Raw genomic sequence first — 15,157 nt, 5'->3', positions numbered from 1 at the left:
TCAACATAAAAATTTCCTTTTCAGAACATTCAAAATGAATGTAATTTTCATTAAAAATTTCCAAACCTAGCTGAACGACTTCCACCACATTGACGCGTTCATTTTGCTGAGCGGGCATCGATGCAAAGTTAGAAAACGCATTAGCAACCGAACTCATGATATCAATTTGTTGCAATAAGGTTTTGGTATAATCGTCTAATTTTTGTTTGATATTTGGATCGTTTTCATCAAATTTTCGCTGAAAACTTTGTACTGTCAATCGCATCGGCGTTAGCGGATTTTTCACTTCATGTGCCACTTGTTTTGCCATTTCTCGCCAGGCTTGCTCACGTTCGCTTTGAGCTAGTTTAACAGCACTTTCCTCTAACTCGTCCACCATGTTATTATAAGCTTCAACGAGTAATCCTATTTCTCTGCTGCTGGTTTCCAATTCAATTTTTTCATTTTTTTTGTTCAGTTGTGTTTCTGTAATTTTATCAGAAATTGTTTTGATGGATTTGGTTATAAAACTCGATAGAAAGTAAGCTAAAAGTACCGAAAGTACTAACATAAAAGTATACACTTGACCGAATCGAATCATGAATTTACGCAATTCACGCTCATAATAGCCATCATCCTCTATATAAGGCAGGTTCAAAATGGCTAATGGTTTAAACTGCAAATCTTTGATTTCGCTGTAAGAAGATAAATTTTTGAAGCCATTCATTTCTTTCACTTCCACATATCTTTTGTCCATGCTTGATTGAACCAATCGGACAATATAATTTGGAATTGCCTTTGGTTCTTCATCTACAGCAAATGAGGATTTGGATGATTTTATTAATTTTCCTTTTAAATCATAAAAATTTATCTCCAAGGCATGAATATCTGAGAGTTCATGAATTTTATCTCTTTCGGAAAAAATTAATGGAATGTTTTCTGTCGTAAGTGGATAAGTCGTATTTTTAAGAATATAGTTTATATTTTCTTTAATCGCCGTTTCTTTTCGTTCTAATCGTTCTTGATGATATTCTTTAGCTTCATTTCTAAATTGAAAAATAGAGACTGAAGCAATCAAAATAGACGAGATAACTGTTAGAAAAATCATCGAAATGAAAATTCTAACCCGAAGTGATAGCTTACTTATTTTTTTTGAAAAACTCACTGGTTTCGTTCTCTGATTCGTTTATACAATTTAAATCCAATCATAATCATCATCGAAAAAACAAAAATTCCAATTACGCCATAAATCCAATTAATGGCACTTTTTAAAATCACTAAAAAAACGACTGCAAACAAAATCAGTGTTGCTCCTTCATTCCATAAACGGAAAAAATTGGAGCTGTTTTTGACTTCATTTTGTTGTAATTCTATGAAAATGAGATGACATTTGATATGATAAGCATATAGTAAAACCACAAAACCTAATTTAATAATCATCCAATCTTGTTCTAACCAAGTGGGAATTAAATGTAATAACCAAAAGGCAAAAACGCTTGCTAAAACTGCACTCGGCCAAGTGATAATGTACCACAATCGGTATTGCATCAATTGGTATTGTTTGATTAAAATGCTTTGTTCCGGTTCGGGTTTTTCTTTGGCTTCGGCATGATACACAAACAATCGAACGATATAAAACAACCCGGCAAACCAAGTGATGACAAAGATAAGGTGTAACGCTTTGATGTAGTTATAAAATTCCATCCGGTTTTTCAATCAGTTTAGTAGTCATTTCCTTCCTCAAAAAGTAGGCCGTGATTATTGTTGATAAAATATCTGCAATCGGAAAAGCGACCCATACTCCAAAAATACCAAAATAATTTGGCAAAATAAGTACAAGCGGAATCAGAAAAAATCCTTGTTTGGATAACGTGAGCAACAAAGCAGGAATTGCCTTTCCGGCAGCTTGAAAATAAGCGGCTCCAATCAATTGCAAAGCAATAATCGGTGACGCAGCAAAAACCCATCGCAACGCATCGGGAGTTTCGGCAATTACATCTGCATCGTTTGTAAAAACAGAAACGATTGGTTTTGCAAAAACTAAAATTAAAATGAATATAAATGTCGCCAAAATAGCCGCATATTTTATAGAAATAGAAATAGTTTCCTTTACACGATTATAATTTTCTGCCCCATAATTGTATCCGGCAATCGGAAGAAATCCGTGCGTAATTCCCAAAATGGGAAACAAAGCAAACATCAACATTCGACTGATAATTCCGTATACAACCACAGAATGTTCACCACCATACGTAAATAAAGTATGATTGATGATGATGGCTAAAATACTCACGACACCTTGACGAGAAAAAGTAACCAATCCAAGCGAAGAAATCTCTTTTACAATCGATAAATCAAATTTATAATGATGAAACGAAGGTTTTAATTCACTTTTTTTAACGAAGAACCAAAGAATAAAAACAAAACACATAAAATAGGAAATCGTTGTAGCCAAAGCCGCTCCGAACATTCCCATATCTAAAAACTTGATGAAAATTATATCTAAAATGATGTTTCCAAAAGCCGGAATTATCATCGCCATCATCGCAAATTTGGCTTTTCCTTCGGCACGAATCACGTTGTTTCCCATCATACAAAGAGCCAAAAACGGAACACCGATTAAAACAGGAATGAAAAATTCTTTGGCCGGTTTCATAATATCGCCATTCGCCCCAAAAAGAAGCAGAATTTCATCGGAAAACAAAAATCCAATTACAACAAAAAATAATGCTAAGACTAAGGTCATCATAATTTGATTTCCAAAAGTCCGATAGGCTTTTTCTTTGTCTTTTGCACCTAAAGCTCTTGAAATAATGGAGCTTCCGCCAATACCAATCGCCATTCCTAACGAAGAAATTAAAAAGGTAATTGGCAAAACTACGGTAACAGCAGCAATGGCTAACGACCCTATCCATTGACCCACAAAAATGGTGTCAACTAAAATGTTAACCGACATAAATAAAATACCAATAGAGGCCGGAACAGCTTGTTTTATCAACAATTGTTTGATGTCATCTGTGCCTAATGCTCCTGATGATTGTGCCATTATTTTGCGGTTTCTGTTTCAGCAAAAGCCCATTGGTCAATCCATCGGCTTAAGGTTTTGCACCAGTTGTCGTCGTCGTTTAAACAAGGGATTGCTAAAAATTCTTCGCCTCCATGTTCTTTAAATTCATGATTCGCTTCCATGGCTATTTCCTCTAGTGTTTCCAAACAATCAGAAACGAAAGCAGGTGTAACAACGGCTAATTTTTTAATTCCTTTTTCAGGCATTTTATTGATTTCAACATCAGTATATGGTGTTAACCATTTGTCGCCGGCTAAACGCGATTGAAATGTTTGGCTATATTTTCCTTCCGGAATACCTAAAAATTCAACTACTTGTTTGGTGGTTTCGTAACATTGATGACGGTAGCAAAATTCATGAGCCGGCGATGGTGTGTTGCAGCAGGAACCATCAATTTTACAATGACTTTTGGTGATATCAGTTTTGCGAATATGACGTTCCGGAATGCCGTGGTACGAAAATAATAAGTGATCGTATTCAAAACCTTCCAAATGTTTTTTGATGGAATTGGATAAATCGCGGATGTAATCTTTTTGGTTGTAAAAAGCCGGAAGAATTGTGAAATTCATGTTGGGGAATTTCTTTTTACGAATTTCCTCTGCCAAAACTAAAATTGTCACGGTTGAAGCCATTGCGTGTTGTGGATACAAAGGAAAAAGCATCACTTCGGTCACGCCTTGATCGTGTAATTCTTGTAATCCGGATTCAATGCTTGGTTTGCCATAACGCATGGCTAAACTAACAGGAATACTCGTGTTGGCTTGCACTTTTTTGTGCATTCGTTTAGATAACACAATAAGTGGCGAACCTTCATCCCACCAGATTTTGGCGTAAGCTGCGGCTGATTTTTTTGGTCTGGTTTGTAAAATTATTCCGCGAACAATCAACGCTCGCAGTAAAAACGGAACGTCAATCACATATTTATCCATTAAAAATTCGTCCAAATATGGCTTGACATCTTTTGGGGTCGGACTTTCGGGCGAACCTAAGTTGACTAATAATACTCCTTTTTTCATTTTTATGTTGCAATTTATTTTTTTAATTTGAGAGAGACATTAAATATTTCTTCGGAGTCGTTCCGAATTTCTTTTTAAACGCAGCAATAAAATGCGAAGCAGTGCTGTATCCAATTTGCACACCTACTTCATTTACATTGTATGTTCCGCTGTCTAACAATTTTCGGGCGTATTCCATCTTATAATCAAACAAAAAACTGTACACACTATCGCCATAAATTTGTTTGAAACCCATTTTTAGTTTCTTCAAATTCAAACCTACTTGATCGGCTAAATCTTGTAAACCCGGTGGTTCAGCCATGTTGGCAATCACAATTTCTTTTGCTTTTTTAATTTTTAACACATTTTCTTCATCAACCAAAAACGGACAATGTTCAGCATTCGGATCTTCGTTGCGGTTAAAGTACAAACTTAACAGTTCATAACCTTTTCCTTTGTAATAGAGATTTTTTATAGACGCATTGAGGTTGTAATGAAAAATCTGATTGAGCACAATTGCCATTGAAGGACTGATGTTTTCTTCGGCATAATATTTTTTCTCCCGATTATCATCACTCAAAAACGGAATGTATTCTGCTTCTGCGGAAAACAAAGCGTGGAATTTTTTTATTGAAACCAACACGGAAATTATCCACGATTGGGGTGAAATTTCCAAATGAACCGGCAATTCTTTTTGTGGATTATAGAGCAAAAGCGATTTTTCTTCCTTCATTTCTAACGCATAATTACCTTGATTAAAGATAAATTTTGCTTTTCCTTTTAATCCAAAATGAAATTGAATTAAACCCGTAGATACCTGTCTTTCAAAGCGAACTACCTCGTCGGAGTCGTTTTGAAAACGGATTAAAATAAAGTCATCTTCAATTTTTATTTCTTCTTGAGAACCCATAGCGACATTTTTTCGTATATAACTCGGAAAGCTTTAATTTTGTTTATTTAGAATTATTCTAAACAAATGTATTCAAAAGCATTGAGAACACTACAAATATAAAAGAAATTACGATGAAAACCACATTTTGGATTCGTATATCTTCAAGCGATACAAAAAGTACTTTGAGCGATACTTTTATAGAATAGATAATGATAATTTTGTTCAACTTTTTAGGAAGAGTGTATTTATGGAAAATTTAAACTTGTCGAAACATCAAACGTTTTATGCCGTTGGATTGAGTTACAAAAAAGCGGATGCAGAGACACGAGGAAAGTTCAGCTTAGACGAAAAAGCGAAAACCAATGTTTTGCGTCAGGCAAAATTAGAAGGAATAGACAGTTTGATAGTTACCTCAACGTGTAACAGAACAGAAATATATGGTTTTGCACAACATCCATTTCAATTGATTAAATTGATGTGCGAGAACAGCGTTGGTACAGTAGAAGAATTTCAAAAAGTGGCTTTTGTTTATAAAAATCAAGAAGCTATCTCCCATATGTTTCGAGTAGGAACCGGATTAGACAGTCAGATTTTAGGCGATTTTGAAATCATCTCTCAAATCAAAAACAGTTTTGTTGAAAGTAAATCGTTCGGTTTAGCTAATTCTTTTTTAGAACGATTGATTAATGCCGTAATTCAAGCCAGTAAACGTATTAAAAACGAAACGGAAATAAGTTCAGGAGCCACTTCGGTTGCTTTTGCTTCGGTTCAATATATTATCAATAACGTAGAAGGAATTTCACAAAAAAACATTCTTCTTTTCGGAACAGGAAAAATTGGTCGAAATACCTGTGAAAATCTTGTGAAACACACCAAAAATGATCATATTGTTTTAATCAACAGAACAAAAGACAAAGCAGAAAAAATTGCAGGAAAGTTTAATTTAATTGTAAAAGATTATACTGAATTACAGTTAGAAATCCAAAAAGCGGATGTGTTGATTGTGGCTACCGGTGCTCAAAATCCTACTATTGACAAAGACATTTTAAATCTAAAAAAACCACTTTTAATTTTAGATTTATCCATCCCAAAAAATGTGAACGAAAATGTGAAAACATTGGATAACGTTTCGTTGGTTCATATGGATTATCTATCGCAATTGACAGACGATACGTTAGAAAAAAGAAAACTACATATTCCGGCTGCTGAAGCAATAATTGATGAAGTGAAATCCGAATTTATTTCGTGGATGAAAGCCAGAAAGTTTGCTCCAACCATTCATGCATTGAAAGAGAAATTGAATTCTATTAAAGAAGGTGAATTGGATTTTCAACGAAAAAAAATAGCCAATTTTGATCAAGAACAAGCCGAGATAATCAGTAACCGAATCATTCAAAAAATCACAACCCATTTTGCTAATCATTTGAAAGATGATAACACCATGGTGGATGAAAGCATCGAATGGATTGAGAAAATTTTTCAAATTGAAACGGCGGTAAAATGAGTAAAACCATTAAAATTGGAACTCGAGACAGCGAACTCGCACTTTGGCAAGCTCATACCGTTGAAAAAAAACTGAATGATTTGGGTTATCAGACCGAAATTATTTCAGTAAAATCCATAGGTGATATTATTCTAGACAAACCACTTTACGAACTCGGAATTACCGGAATTTTCACCAAAACACTTGATATTGCTATGCTTAAAGGCGAAGTTGATATTGCCGTTCATTCCATGAAAGATGTGCCAACTGCTCTACCAAAAGGAATTGTGCAAGCGGCGGTTTTGGAACGAGCTTCAACATTAGATATTTTAGTTCATAAAGGCGATTTGTCTTTTTTAGAAAATTCAGGAACAATTGCATCAGGAAGTTTACGACGAAAAGCACAGTGGTTGAATAAATATCCATCTCATCAAGTAGAAGATTTACGTGGAAATGTAAACACCCGAATGCAAAAATTGAAAGATAACAATTGGAATGGAGCCGTTTTTGCCGCCGCCGGTTTAGAACGAATCAATTTAAAGCCCGAAACATTCATCAACCTGGATTGGATGATTCCGGCACCGGCACAAGGTGCAATGGTGGTGGTTGCGATGGAAAATGATACTTTTTCGCAAGAAGCTTTAGCTCACTTAAATCATAATGAATCCGAAATCTGTACTTTTGTTGAAAGACAATTTCTCAAAACATTAGAAGGTGGTTGTACGGCACCTATTGGAGCACTTGCTACGATTGATAAAAATCAACTTACTTTAAAAGGAGTGCTTTTTTCTTTAGATGGAAAAGAAAAGTTAGTAATAGAAAAAACTATAAATAGCTCTTTATTTCAAAAATTTGGCGAACTTTGTGCTACTGAAATTTTAGAAAATGGTGGTTCTGAATTAATGCGAATCATAAAAACCGCATTAAACCAAAAGCACTAACTATCGCTTTATGGAAAAAGATTCTATATTCAAGATAATCTATCGGTTTTTTGATCTCATTGTATTGACATACATCGTTTTTGATTTTGGATATAGCATTCATGTAGAATACCATACCCCCAAATTCATAGGCTTGGTTCTTATTACTATTGCCTTATTAGCATTTAATATTTTTAAATATTTTTACTATAAATCAAAAGGAAGGAAGAAAGTTGCTTTAGTTAATTCTATAATAATTGGAGCGTTATTGTTAATTTCTTTGGTGATTTCAATTGTAAATATTGATTTGCACTACTTGGATGTTCTTCGAAAAATTCGTCCCATTTTAGAAGCGGGCTTGATATTTTATTTTATCATTCGGTTAATGATTTTGGTACGATTTGTCTATGAAGTTTACTATAATCCTGCCATAGTATTTGTGGGAAGTTTTTTTGCCATCATTATTTTGGGATCATTTTTACTAATGCTACCAAATGCCACAACAAGCGGAATTTCGTTTACCGATGCACTTTTTACATCCACTAGTGCAGTTTGTGTAACCGGTTTAATTGTAGTGGATACGGCAACAGTTTTCACAACCGTTGGTCAAACCATTATAATTAGTTTAATTCAAATTGGTGGATTGGGAATCTTGACATTTACTTCGTTTTTTGCCTTTTTCTTTCGAGGAAGTTCTTCGTTTAAAGAAGGATTAAACGTTAGAGACTTTATCGCTCAAGATACTTTAAAGGATGTTTTAAAAACGGCTTTGAATGTTGTTGTTTTCACTCTTGGTGTTGAGTTAATAGGGGCTTTGTTTATTTATTCCTCTATTTTAGATAACCCGGAAATCAAAGACAAAATTTTCTTCTCCGTTTTTCATGCTATTTCCGCTTTTTGCAACGCAGGTTTTTCAACCTTAACGGCGGGACTGAGTGAAAGTTACATTCAATTTAATTATTACATGCAATGGGTTGTAATCGTAATGGTTGTATTTGGTGGATTGGGCTACAACATTATTTTTAATTTTTATCAATATATAAAAATCTATGTTTTAGAGTTTTTTGATCGAAATAGAATTCATAAACAGGTGAGTATTATGACGTTAAATTCCAAAATAGTACTCTATACGACGGGAGCACTTTTGGTTGGTGGTTTTGTTTTTTTATGGATTTCAGAATACAACAATACCATGAACTATCACCAAACATGGTTTGGAAAAATAACCGCGACAGCTTTTAATGCCGTAACACCAAGAACAGCAGGTTTTAACACCATCGATTTTACTGAATTTTCGGTTCCAACCTTACTATTTATCATCTTTTTAATGTGGATTGGAGCTTCACCGGCATCAACCGGAGGAGGAATAAAGACAAGTACCTTTGCTCTGGCAACTTTAAACATTTTTGCCATTGCCAGAGGAAAATCCAGAATACAACTGTTGGGAAGAAGAATTTCTAGCGAGTCAACTTCCAGAGCTTTTGCTATATTATGTATCTCGTTGATAGTGATTGGTTTTGCTATTTTAGCATTGTTGGTTTTTGAGCCCAAAGGAACTGACTTACTTTCAGTTGTTTTTGAATGTTTTTCGGCTTACAGTACGGTAGGATTATCATTGAATTTTACGCCAACTTTAACTGAGCCCAGTAAATATGTGCTTATTGTGACGATGTTTATCGGAAGAATCGGGATGCTTAACTTAATGATTGGATTGCTTCGTCAAATCAATCATCAGTTTTACGAATACCCCAAAGAAAATATTTTAATTAACTAAAATCTAAGAGAATGAAAATCATCATTTTTGGATTAGGAAATTTTGGAATGTCATTGGCCTTAAGCCTCACAGAAACAGGTAATGAAGTAATTGGTGTGGACAAACAAATGGACAAAGTCAACTTAATTAAAGACAAAATTTCACACGCCATTTGTATGGACTCTACCAATGAATTAGCCTACGAAGCTTTGCCATTAAAGGATGCGGATAAAATTGTTGTAGCAATTGGAGAAAACGAAGGAGCAGCCATTATCACCACGGCCATCATCAAAAAATTATCTAATGTAAAAATCATCAGTCGTGCATTATCACCCATTCACGACACGGTTTTGGAAGCGATGGGAATTTACAGTATTATCCATCCGGAACAAGAAAGTGCTGATCGTTTGACCAAGCAAATCAACTTTAAAACGACGTTGGAAAATTATCAATTAGATAATAATTATACTATTTCCGAGGTTAAATCAAAACCTGAATTTCACGGAAAAACGCTATACGAATTAAATACAATTGATAAATACCACCTTAATTTAGTGACGATTATCCGTAAAAAAGAAAAAACGAATTTAATCGGAAAAAAATCAATTGTAAAAGAAACCATCGGTATTCCAACACCGGAAACCGTTATTTATGAAGATGATATTTTGGTGGTTTTTGGTGAAAATAAAAATATTTCAGTTTATTGTGAAGGACAAGATTAACGTTGGAAAAAGCAATCAGAATACTATCTACTAAAAAACTTCAGCCTAACCAAAAACAGTTTTTACTCAATGCTGATTTTCGTTTGATTGAAGCCGATTTTATTCAAATTGAATTTCAGCCTTTTCAATTGAACTCATCTTTTGATTATTTAATTTTCACCAGTCAAAATGCGGTTTTAAGTGTTTTGAAAAATGAAAATAATTCCTTTTTAAAAGATAAATTTTGTTTTTGTGTAGGAATAAAAACAAAGCACCTTTTGGAAGAAAATGGATTTAAAGTTGAAAAGGCAGTTGAATATGCCGAAGATTTAGTTGTTTTTCTAGTAGAAAATCATTTCGATAAAGAATTCACTTTCTTCTCGGGAAATTTAAGAAAAGATACCATTCCAACTACTTTTCAAAAACACAATATCATTTTTCAAGAAATAGAAGTTTATACAACAGTCTTAACACCTCATAAGATTGGTTATAAACCGGATGGAATCTTGTTTTTCAGTCCGTCAGCGGTACAGAGTTATTTAAAAGAAAACAACATTTCAAGCGAAGTTTGTTTCTGTATCGGGACGACAACCGCTGCAGAAATTAAAAAAGACATAAAAAACATAGTGATTGCAAACCAACCAACCGTTGAAAACGTAATCATACAATGTATAAATTATTTTAAAAATCCTATCTCTGACAAAATTTTGTCAGTTTAAAGCATTCAATTATGTTAAAAAACGACCTTTTCCTAAGAGCCTTAAATAATGAAACTGTTGAGCGTCCACCCGTTTGGATGATGCGTCAAGCCGGAAGATATTTGCCTGAATTCAGAGCTTTACGCGACAAATACGATTTTTTCACGCGTTGCGAAACACCGGAACTAGCAGCAGAAATTACTGTTCAACCCATCCGAATTGTTCAACCCGATGCGGCCATTTTATTTTCCGATATTTTGGTTGTGCCAAGAGCAATGGGAATTCACGTGGAATTAAAAGACAATTTAGGACCAATTATTCCTAACCCAATTCGAACCATGGAACAAGTGAACCAGGTTTATGTTCCGGATGTGAATGAAACCTTAGGTTATGTTTTTGATGCCATCAAATTAACCAAAGAAATGTTGAATGATGAGGTGCCGTTGATTGGTTTTGCCGGATCACCTTGGACGATTTTTTGTTATGCCGTGGAAGGAAAAGGATCCAAAAGTTTTGATACAGCCAAAGGGTTTTGTTTTTCAAATCCAATGGCTGCTCACACCTTATTACAAAAAATTACAGACACGACTATTTTGTATTTAAAAGAAAAAGTAAAAGCGGGTTGTAATGCCATTCAAATTTTCGATTCATGGGGCGGAATGTTATCACCTGTTGATTATCAGGAATTCTCATGGCAATACATCAATCAAATAGTGGAAGCTTTAGCTCCACATACCAAAGTTATTGTTTTTGGAAAAGGATGCTGGTTTGCTCTAAACGACATGGCTAAATCAAAAGCTTCGGCTTTAGGTGTAGATTGGACTTGTTCTGCAAGAAATGCTCGTTATTTATCAGGTGGAAAAATCACGTTGCAAGGGAATTTTGATCCATCACGTTTATTATCGCCCATTCCAACCATCAAGAAAATGGTACATCAAATGATTGATGAATTTGGGAAAGATAGTTATATCGTAAATCTTGGTCACGGAATTTTACCAAATATTCCTGTAGATCACGCAAAGGCTTTTGTGGAAGCGGTGAAGGAATATAAAAGTTAATGACTTACCATTATTTTTATTTGTTTTTCTCCTTCATAACTATATAGCTTTAGACTATAAATCCCATTAGAAAAAGAACTTAAATCAAACTGAATTTCGTTTTGATTCGAATTTTGATAACTAACTAATTTCCTTCCTTTAAGGTCAAGAAGATCAATTTTAGTTACATTTTCTGTGTTTTTTAAATAACAAACAGACTTGTCATTTTCCGGATAATAAACAATTATTTCTAATTCTTTATCTTCTGATAATGATAGAATAGTTGGTTCACAAACCGTTACTTCAGGAGTTAAATTGGAGTAGAAGAGTTCACCATTTTTAAAAAAACAATTCAATAATCCTACGTTATTTATATCCGGATGTCCACCTGGAGCATTGATTATTGACAAAGATCCAACACCTTCTACCCAAATTGCATTTTGAGTACTGATTTGATTAGTTTCGTGAGGAGAAAAATAAAAGTGTTTTCGCGTGGTTACCGACCAAATTTCAACATTTCGAATAGAATCTAAAACAAACAAACCGCCTTCTTCAGGAAAAGGGGTAATAGGGTTTTTCATCTCAAACGTATCTCCTTCTTCTAATCCAAAATCGTAAAGTAAATATTCATCAATTCGGTTAGGACTAATTCTTGTCAGAGAAACCTTTTTTTCTGCTATATCTTCATACAATAAAAATGTTCTCGAAATATAATGGTAACCATCAAGAATTTTGTGGCTTTTATTGTTTACTAATGTATCACCATTCGTATAATAGATATCGGTAATACAGCCTTCGTAACAAGTCGTAAAATGCCATTCGTTTTGTGTATCGAGCAGAGGAATATATGTTTGCCCTAATAGGGTAAAACAATTTAAAAATAAACCGATATAGAAAATTTTTTTCAGCATATGTGAATCAAATATATGAATTTTTGGTGGTCAATTCATTCTGTTTACTTTGATTTTTCAAACTTCAACAATCGTTAAACCTTATACAATTTGATTGTGGTTTGAAATTAAAATCTAATTTTGGCTCAAAATAGAATTACAATGTTAGAGTTTAAAGAATATGACAAAGGTTTTTCCATCTATGAATCAAATTTGGAAACTAAAAAAATGCCTCTCACCACTTGGGATTTTTATGGAGATTTCTTAAGTCAACTAAATAAAATAATCGCCGATCAAAACCAATTGGAACTTTTGGCGACATTTAACAATTGGAAAACGGAGATTGATTTAAATAAAGCAATTGATGTTGATACCGTAGTTGTAGTGACTTGTCCTAGTTTAAAAATTGTTTTTTCCACTAAAAATATGGAAAGAATGAACGGTTACCGACCCGAAGAAGTTCTAGGAAAAACGCCAAAAATGTTTCAAGGTCCCGCCACTTGTGTTGTAACTTCAAAAGAAATTGGTTATGCGGTTCGAAATAAACTTCCTTTTGAAAAAGTAGTTACAAATTATTGTAAAAATGGTTCTTTATACCAATGTCATATTAAAGGGTTTCCGATTTTTAATACATCAGGTGAACTGACAAATTTTATCGCATTTGAAAAAGCAGCATAAAAAAAGGAGCTAATTTCAGCTCCTTTTTTATTAATTTCTATGAGTGTTTTATGAAATATCTGAAACTCTCAATGTATTAACCATACCTTTTTCAGCAATTGGCATCGCAGCTAAATTGATAACCATATCACCTTTTTCTACAAATCCTTTTTCTTTAGCTAATTTGTTTACATCTTCCACTGTATCATCTGTGCTGGCAAATTTATCATAATAAAAGGAACGAACACCCCACAATAAATTCAGTTGAGTTAGTATTCTTTTGTTGGATGTGAAAACCAAAATATGAGCACTTGGTCGCCAAGCAGAAATCTGGAAAGCCGTATATCCACTATTTGTTAAAGTAGAAATAGCCTTTGCTTTAATTTCATTAGCCATAATTGCAGCATGATAACAAATGGACTTGGTTATGAATCGTTTCGTGCGAACATGAGGCGGATTGTGCGGAACTTGTATAAGCGGACTATCTTCAACCGAACGAATGATTTTAGACATCGTTTCAATCACTTCAACAGGATAGTTTCCTACGGAAGTTTCTCCGGAAAGCATTACGGCATCTGCACCATCCATCACCGAGTTGGCTACGTCGTTCACTTCCGCTCTGGTTGGTGTTAAACTGGTAATCATTGTTTCCATCATTTGTGTGGCCACAATAACCGGAATTCGAGCCGTTTTAGCACGGTGGATCAATTTTTTCTGTATCAAAGGAACTTCCTCTGCCGGAACTTCAACACCTAAATCTCCACGAGCAACCATTAAACCATCACAAAAAGCTACGATTTTATCGATGTTTTCCACCGCTTCCGGTTTTTCAATTTTTGCAATAATCGGTATTTTATAAGAAGAGTGTTTAGCAATTAAATCCTGTAATTCTTCTAAATCTTTTGGCGTTCTTACAAAAGAAAGTGCAATCCAATCTACTTCATTTTCAATGGCAAAAAGGGCGTCTTTAATGTCTTTTTTGGTCAAAGCAGGTAATGAAACCTTGGTGTTAGGAAGGTTTACTCCTTTTTTTGATTTCAATGGACCACCTTGAATAACTTTACAAACTACTTCGGTAGTTCCATTGGTTTCCAATGCTTCAAACATTAATTTTCCATCATCTAAAAGAATTTTTTCACCCGGATTTACATCACTTGGAAATTCTTTATAATTCATATAAACACGTTCGGCAGTTCCCGGGACATCTTCTGCGGTTTGAAAGGTGATAATATCTCCTTTACTCACTACAACATCTTCTTTCATAACACCAACACGTAGTTTTGGGCCTTGTAAATCGGCTAAAATAGCAGTGGTGTAACCAAACTCTTCATTTAAACCCCGAATGATGTTGATGCGTTCTTTTACATCGTCATAATCGGCATGAGAAAAATTGATTCGGAATACATTTACTCCGGCATCCACCATGTTTTTAATAACTTCTTTAGTACTGCAAGCGGGCCCTAATGTGGCAACAATTTTGGTTTTTTTGTTGATTGGCATGTTGTTTTTTAAAAAATTAAATTGTTTTTAGATTTTATTCGACTTTTGTCTACAGCATATACTGTTGTTATTAGGTCGATGGTATTTAGTTTTAGTAATATGTTGTTAAGAATAATTTGGTCTTCATCACCTTCAATTTTCAGAAAAAAATCTACATTTTTAAATTCAGGTAAAAAATATACTCTATTGCTAAATTCTTGTTCCTCTTTAAAAAGATTGATGGTTTTGCTTTTTTGTGGGAGAGAAACTTCTTTTTTGTTTTCAATTAACGTCCAAAAAATTTCTTTTTTATTGTCTTCAAATATGAAGTTTGAGAATCCTGTTTTTTGTTTTTCCGAACCGATTAAAATATCTTTTTTATTACGGTGTAGTAAAATGGGCAGGTTTTGGTTTATAAAGTAGGCAACTCGATAATTTTCCAAGGTAGTATGAATGGCGATTAGCTGATAGTCAGCTTCTTCGAAGTCGTCAATGAATAATTTATGAATAGCCATATTTAACATTCAAACAAGATGTAAATATAGTGTTTTTAGCCTACAAAAACAGACAGGTTTCTTAACTTAACGATAATTTATGAACGAAAAC

The 15,157-nt window shown here is 34.0% G+C and carries 15 protein-coding genes; 7 read left to right on the top strand and 8 right to left on the bottom strand.

From position 1 onward, the window contains the following. From ACIQ0M_RS06655 to ACIQ0M_RS06635, 5 genes are all read right to left on the bottom strand, one after another. A partial coding sequence (locus ACIQ0M_RS06655) for a histidine kinase dimerization/phospho-acceptor domain-containing protein (RefSeq protein WP_396150988.1) occupies positions 1 to 1,087 on the bottom strand: 1,087 nt, incomplete at its 3' end. 53 nt (positions 1,088 to 1,140) lie between these two features. Continuing rightward, positions 1,141 to 1,683 carry a CopD family protein gene (locus ACIQ0M_RS06650; protein WP_396150986.1) on the bottom strand — a complete coding sequence of 181 codons (543 nt, stop codon included), beginning with the start codon at positions 1,681 to 1,683 and terminating at the stop codon, positions 1,141 to 1,143. After that, a complete protein-coding gene (locus ACIQ0M_RS06645) occupies positions 1,670 to 3,025 on the bottom strand; it encodes an MATE family efflux transporter (RefSeq protein WP_396150984.1) in 1,356 nt (451 codons plus the stop codon). The genes ACIQ0M_RS06650 and ACIQ0M_RS06645 overlap by 14 nt, the downstream gene beginning before the upstream one ends. Further along, the gene (gene hemH / locus ACIQ0M_RS06640; RefSeq protein WP_396150982.1) at positions 3,025 to 4,062 is read right to left on the bottom strand and encodes a ferrochelatase; all 1,038 of its coding nucleotides are present in this window, start codon (positions 4,060 to 4,062) and stop codon (positions 3,025 to 3,027) included. The genes ACIQ0M_RS06645 and hemH overlap by 1 nt, the downstream gene beginning before the upstream one ends. A gap of 22 nt (positions 4,063 to 4,084) precedes the next feature. Further along, complete coding sequence (locus tag ACIQ0M_RS06635) at positions 4,085 to 4,951, bottom strand: helix-turn-helix domain-containing protein (RefSeq protein WP_396150980.1); 867 nt, start codon at positions 4,949 to 4,951, stop codon at positions 4,085 to 4,087. Between the two features lie 229 nt (positions 4,952 to 5,180). Here ACIQ0M_RS06635 and hemA point away from each other — a divergent pair, with 229 nt between their 5' ends. The 6 genes from hemA to hemE are packed head-to-tail and all read left to right on the top strand — an operon-like array spanning position 5,181 to position 11,546. Continuing rightward, the gene (hemA, locus tag ACIQ0M_RS06630; RefSeq protein ID WP_396150978.1) at positions 5,181 to 6,437 is read left to right on the top strand and encodes a glutamyl-tRNA reductase; all 1,257 of its coding nucleotides are present in this window, start codon (positions 5,181 to 5,183) and stop codon (positions 6,435 to 6,437) included. Continuing rightward, entirely contained in the window at positions 6,434 to 7,357 is a 924-nt protein-coding gene (gene hemC, locus ACIQ0M_RS06625; protein WP_396150976.1) for a hydroxymethylbilane synthase, read from the top strand. Before hemA ends, hemC begins: the two co-directional genes overlap by 4 nt. A gap of 10 nt (positions 7,358 to 7,367) precedes the next feature. Continuing rightward, positions 7,368 to 9,110 (top strand): TrkH family potassium uptake protein, encoded by a 1,743-nt coding sequence (locus ACIQ0M_RS06620; RefSeq protein ID WP_396150974.1) that lies wholly within the window; start codon positions 7,368 to 7,370, stop codon positions 9,108 to 9,110. Between the two features lie 11 nt (positions 9,111 to 9,121). Continuing rightward, positions 9,122 to 9,811: a potassium channel family protein gene (locus tag ACIQ0M_RS06615; RefSeq protein WP_396150972.1), complete on the top strand. Its 690-nt coding sequence runs from the start codon at positions 9,122 to 9,124 to the stop codon at positions 9,809 to 9,811. Between the two features lie 2 nt (positions 9,812 to 9,813). Beyond that, on the top strand, positions 9,814 to 10,509 hold the full coding sequence (locus ACIQ0M_RS06610; protein WP_396150970.1) for a uroporphyrinogen-III synthase: 696 nt from the start codon (positions 9,814 to 9,816) through the stop codon (positions 10,507 to 10,509). 11 nt (positions 10,510 to 10,520) lie between these two features. Continuing rightward, positions 10,521 to 11,546: a uroporphyrinogen decarboxylase gene (hemE, locus tag ACIQ0M_RS06605; RefSeq protein ID WP_396150968.1), complete on the top strand. Its 1,026-nt coding sequence runs from the start codon at positions 10,521 to 10,523 to the stop codon at positions 11,544 to 11,546. On the opposite strand, the gene ACIQ0M_RS06600 is transcribed toward hemE, so the two are convergent. Then, positions 11,543 to 12,436 (bottom strand): T9SS type A sorting domain-containing protein, encoded by an 894-nt coding sequence (locus ACIQ0M_RS06600; RefSeq protein ID WP_396150966.1) that lies wholly within the window; start codon positions 12,434 to 12,436, stop codon positions 11,543 to 11,545. The two genes, hemE and ACIQ0M_RS06600, sit on opposite strands and share 4 nt — an antisense overlap. Before the next feature lie 141 nt (positions 12,437 to 12,577). On the opposite strand from ACIQ0M_RS06600, the gene ACIQ0M_RS06595 reads away from it, so the two are divergent. Beyond that, positions 12,578 to 13,093, top strand: coding sequence for a PAS domain-containing protein (locus tag ACIQ0M_RS06595; protein WP_396150964.1), 516 nt, complete (start codon positions 12,578 to 12,580; stop codon positions 13,091 to 13,093). 48 nt (positions 13,094 to 13,141) lie between these two features. On the opposite strand, the gene pyk is transcribed toward ACIQ0M_RS06595, so the two are convergent. Further along, positions 13,142 to 14,572, bottom strand: a complete 1,431-nt coding sequence (pyk, locus tag ACIQ0M_RS06590) for a pyruvate kinase (protein WP_396150962.1) — start codon at positions 14,570 to 14,572, stop codon at positions 13,142 to 13,144. 8 nt (positions 14,573 to 14,580) lie between these two features. Continuing rightward, positions 14,581 to 15,066, bottom strand: coding sequence for an IPExxxVDY family protein (locus ACIQ0M_RS06585; RefSeq protein WP_396150960.1), 486 nt, complete (start codon positions 15,064 to 15,066; stop codon positions 14,581 to 14,583). Positions 15,067 to 15,157 lie beyond the last annotated feature (91 nt).

The sequence above is a fragment of the Flavobacterium sp. genome (assembly GCF_044339515.1).
In the GTDB taxonomy this organism is placed as follows: Bacteria; Bacteroidota; Bacteroidia; order Flavobacteriales; family Flavobacteriaceae; genus Flavobacterium.
The sequence above is the reverse complement of the archived record's forward strand: the minus strand, read 5'-3'. Positions and strand labels throughout refer to the sequence as shown.

Excerpts from the sequence above, each read along its gene's own strand:
- ACIQ0M_RS06650 (WP_396150986.1), bottom strand. The coding sequence starts at position 1,683 with ATGGAATTTTATAACTACATCAAAGCGTTACACCTTATCTTTGTCATC.
- ACIQ0M_RS06645 (WP_396150984.1), bottom strand. The coding sequence starts at position 3,025 with ATGGCACAATCATCAGGAGCATTAGGCACAGATGACATCAAACAATTG.
- hemH (WP_396150982.1), bottom strand. The coding sequence starts at position 4,062 with ATGAAAAAAGGAGTATTATTAGTCAACTTAGGTTCGCCCGAAAGTCCG.
- ACIQ0M_RS06635 (WP_396150980.1), bottom strand. The coding sequence starts at position 4,951 with ATGGGTTCTCAAGAAGAAATAAAAATTGAAGATGACTTTATTTTAATC.
- hemA (WP_396150978.1), top strand. The coding sequence starts at position 5,181 with ATGGAAAATTTAAACTTGTCGAAACATCAAACGTTTTATGCCGTTGGA.
- hemC (WP_396150976.1), top strand. The coding sequence starts at position 6,434 with ATGAGTAAAACCATTAAAATTGGAACTCGAGACAGCGAACTCGCACTT.
- ACIQ0M_RS06620 (WP_396150974.1), top strand. The coding sequence starts at position 7,368 with ATGGAAAAAGATTCTATATTCAAGATAATCTATCGGTTTTTTGATCTC.
- ACIQ0M_RS06615 (WP_396150972.1), top strand. The coding sequence starts at position 9,122 with ATGAAAATCATCATTTTTGGATTAGGAAATTTTGGAATGTCATTGGCC.
- hemE (WP_396150968.1), top strand. The coding sequence starts at position 10,521 with ATGTTAAAAAACGACCTTTTCCTAAGAGCCTTAAATAATGAAACTGTT.
- ACIQ0M_RS06600 (WP_396150966.1), bottom strand. The coding sequence starts at position 12,436 with ATGCTGAAAAAAATTTTCTATATCGGTTTATTTTTAAATTGTTTTACC.
- ACIQ0M_RS06595 (WP_396150964.1), top strand. The coding sequence starts at position 12,578 with ATGTTAGAGTTTAAAGAATATGACAAAGGTTTTTCCATCTATGAATCA.
- pyk (WP_396150962.1), bottom strand. The coding sequence starts at position 14,572 with ATGCCAATCAACAAAAAAACCAAAATTGTTGCCACATTAGGGCCCGCT.
- ACIQ0M_RS06585 (WP_396150960.1), bottom strand. The coding sequence starts at position 15,066 with ATGGCTATTCATAAATTATTCATTGACGACTTCGAAGAAGCTGACTAT.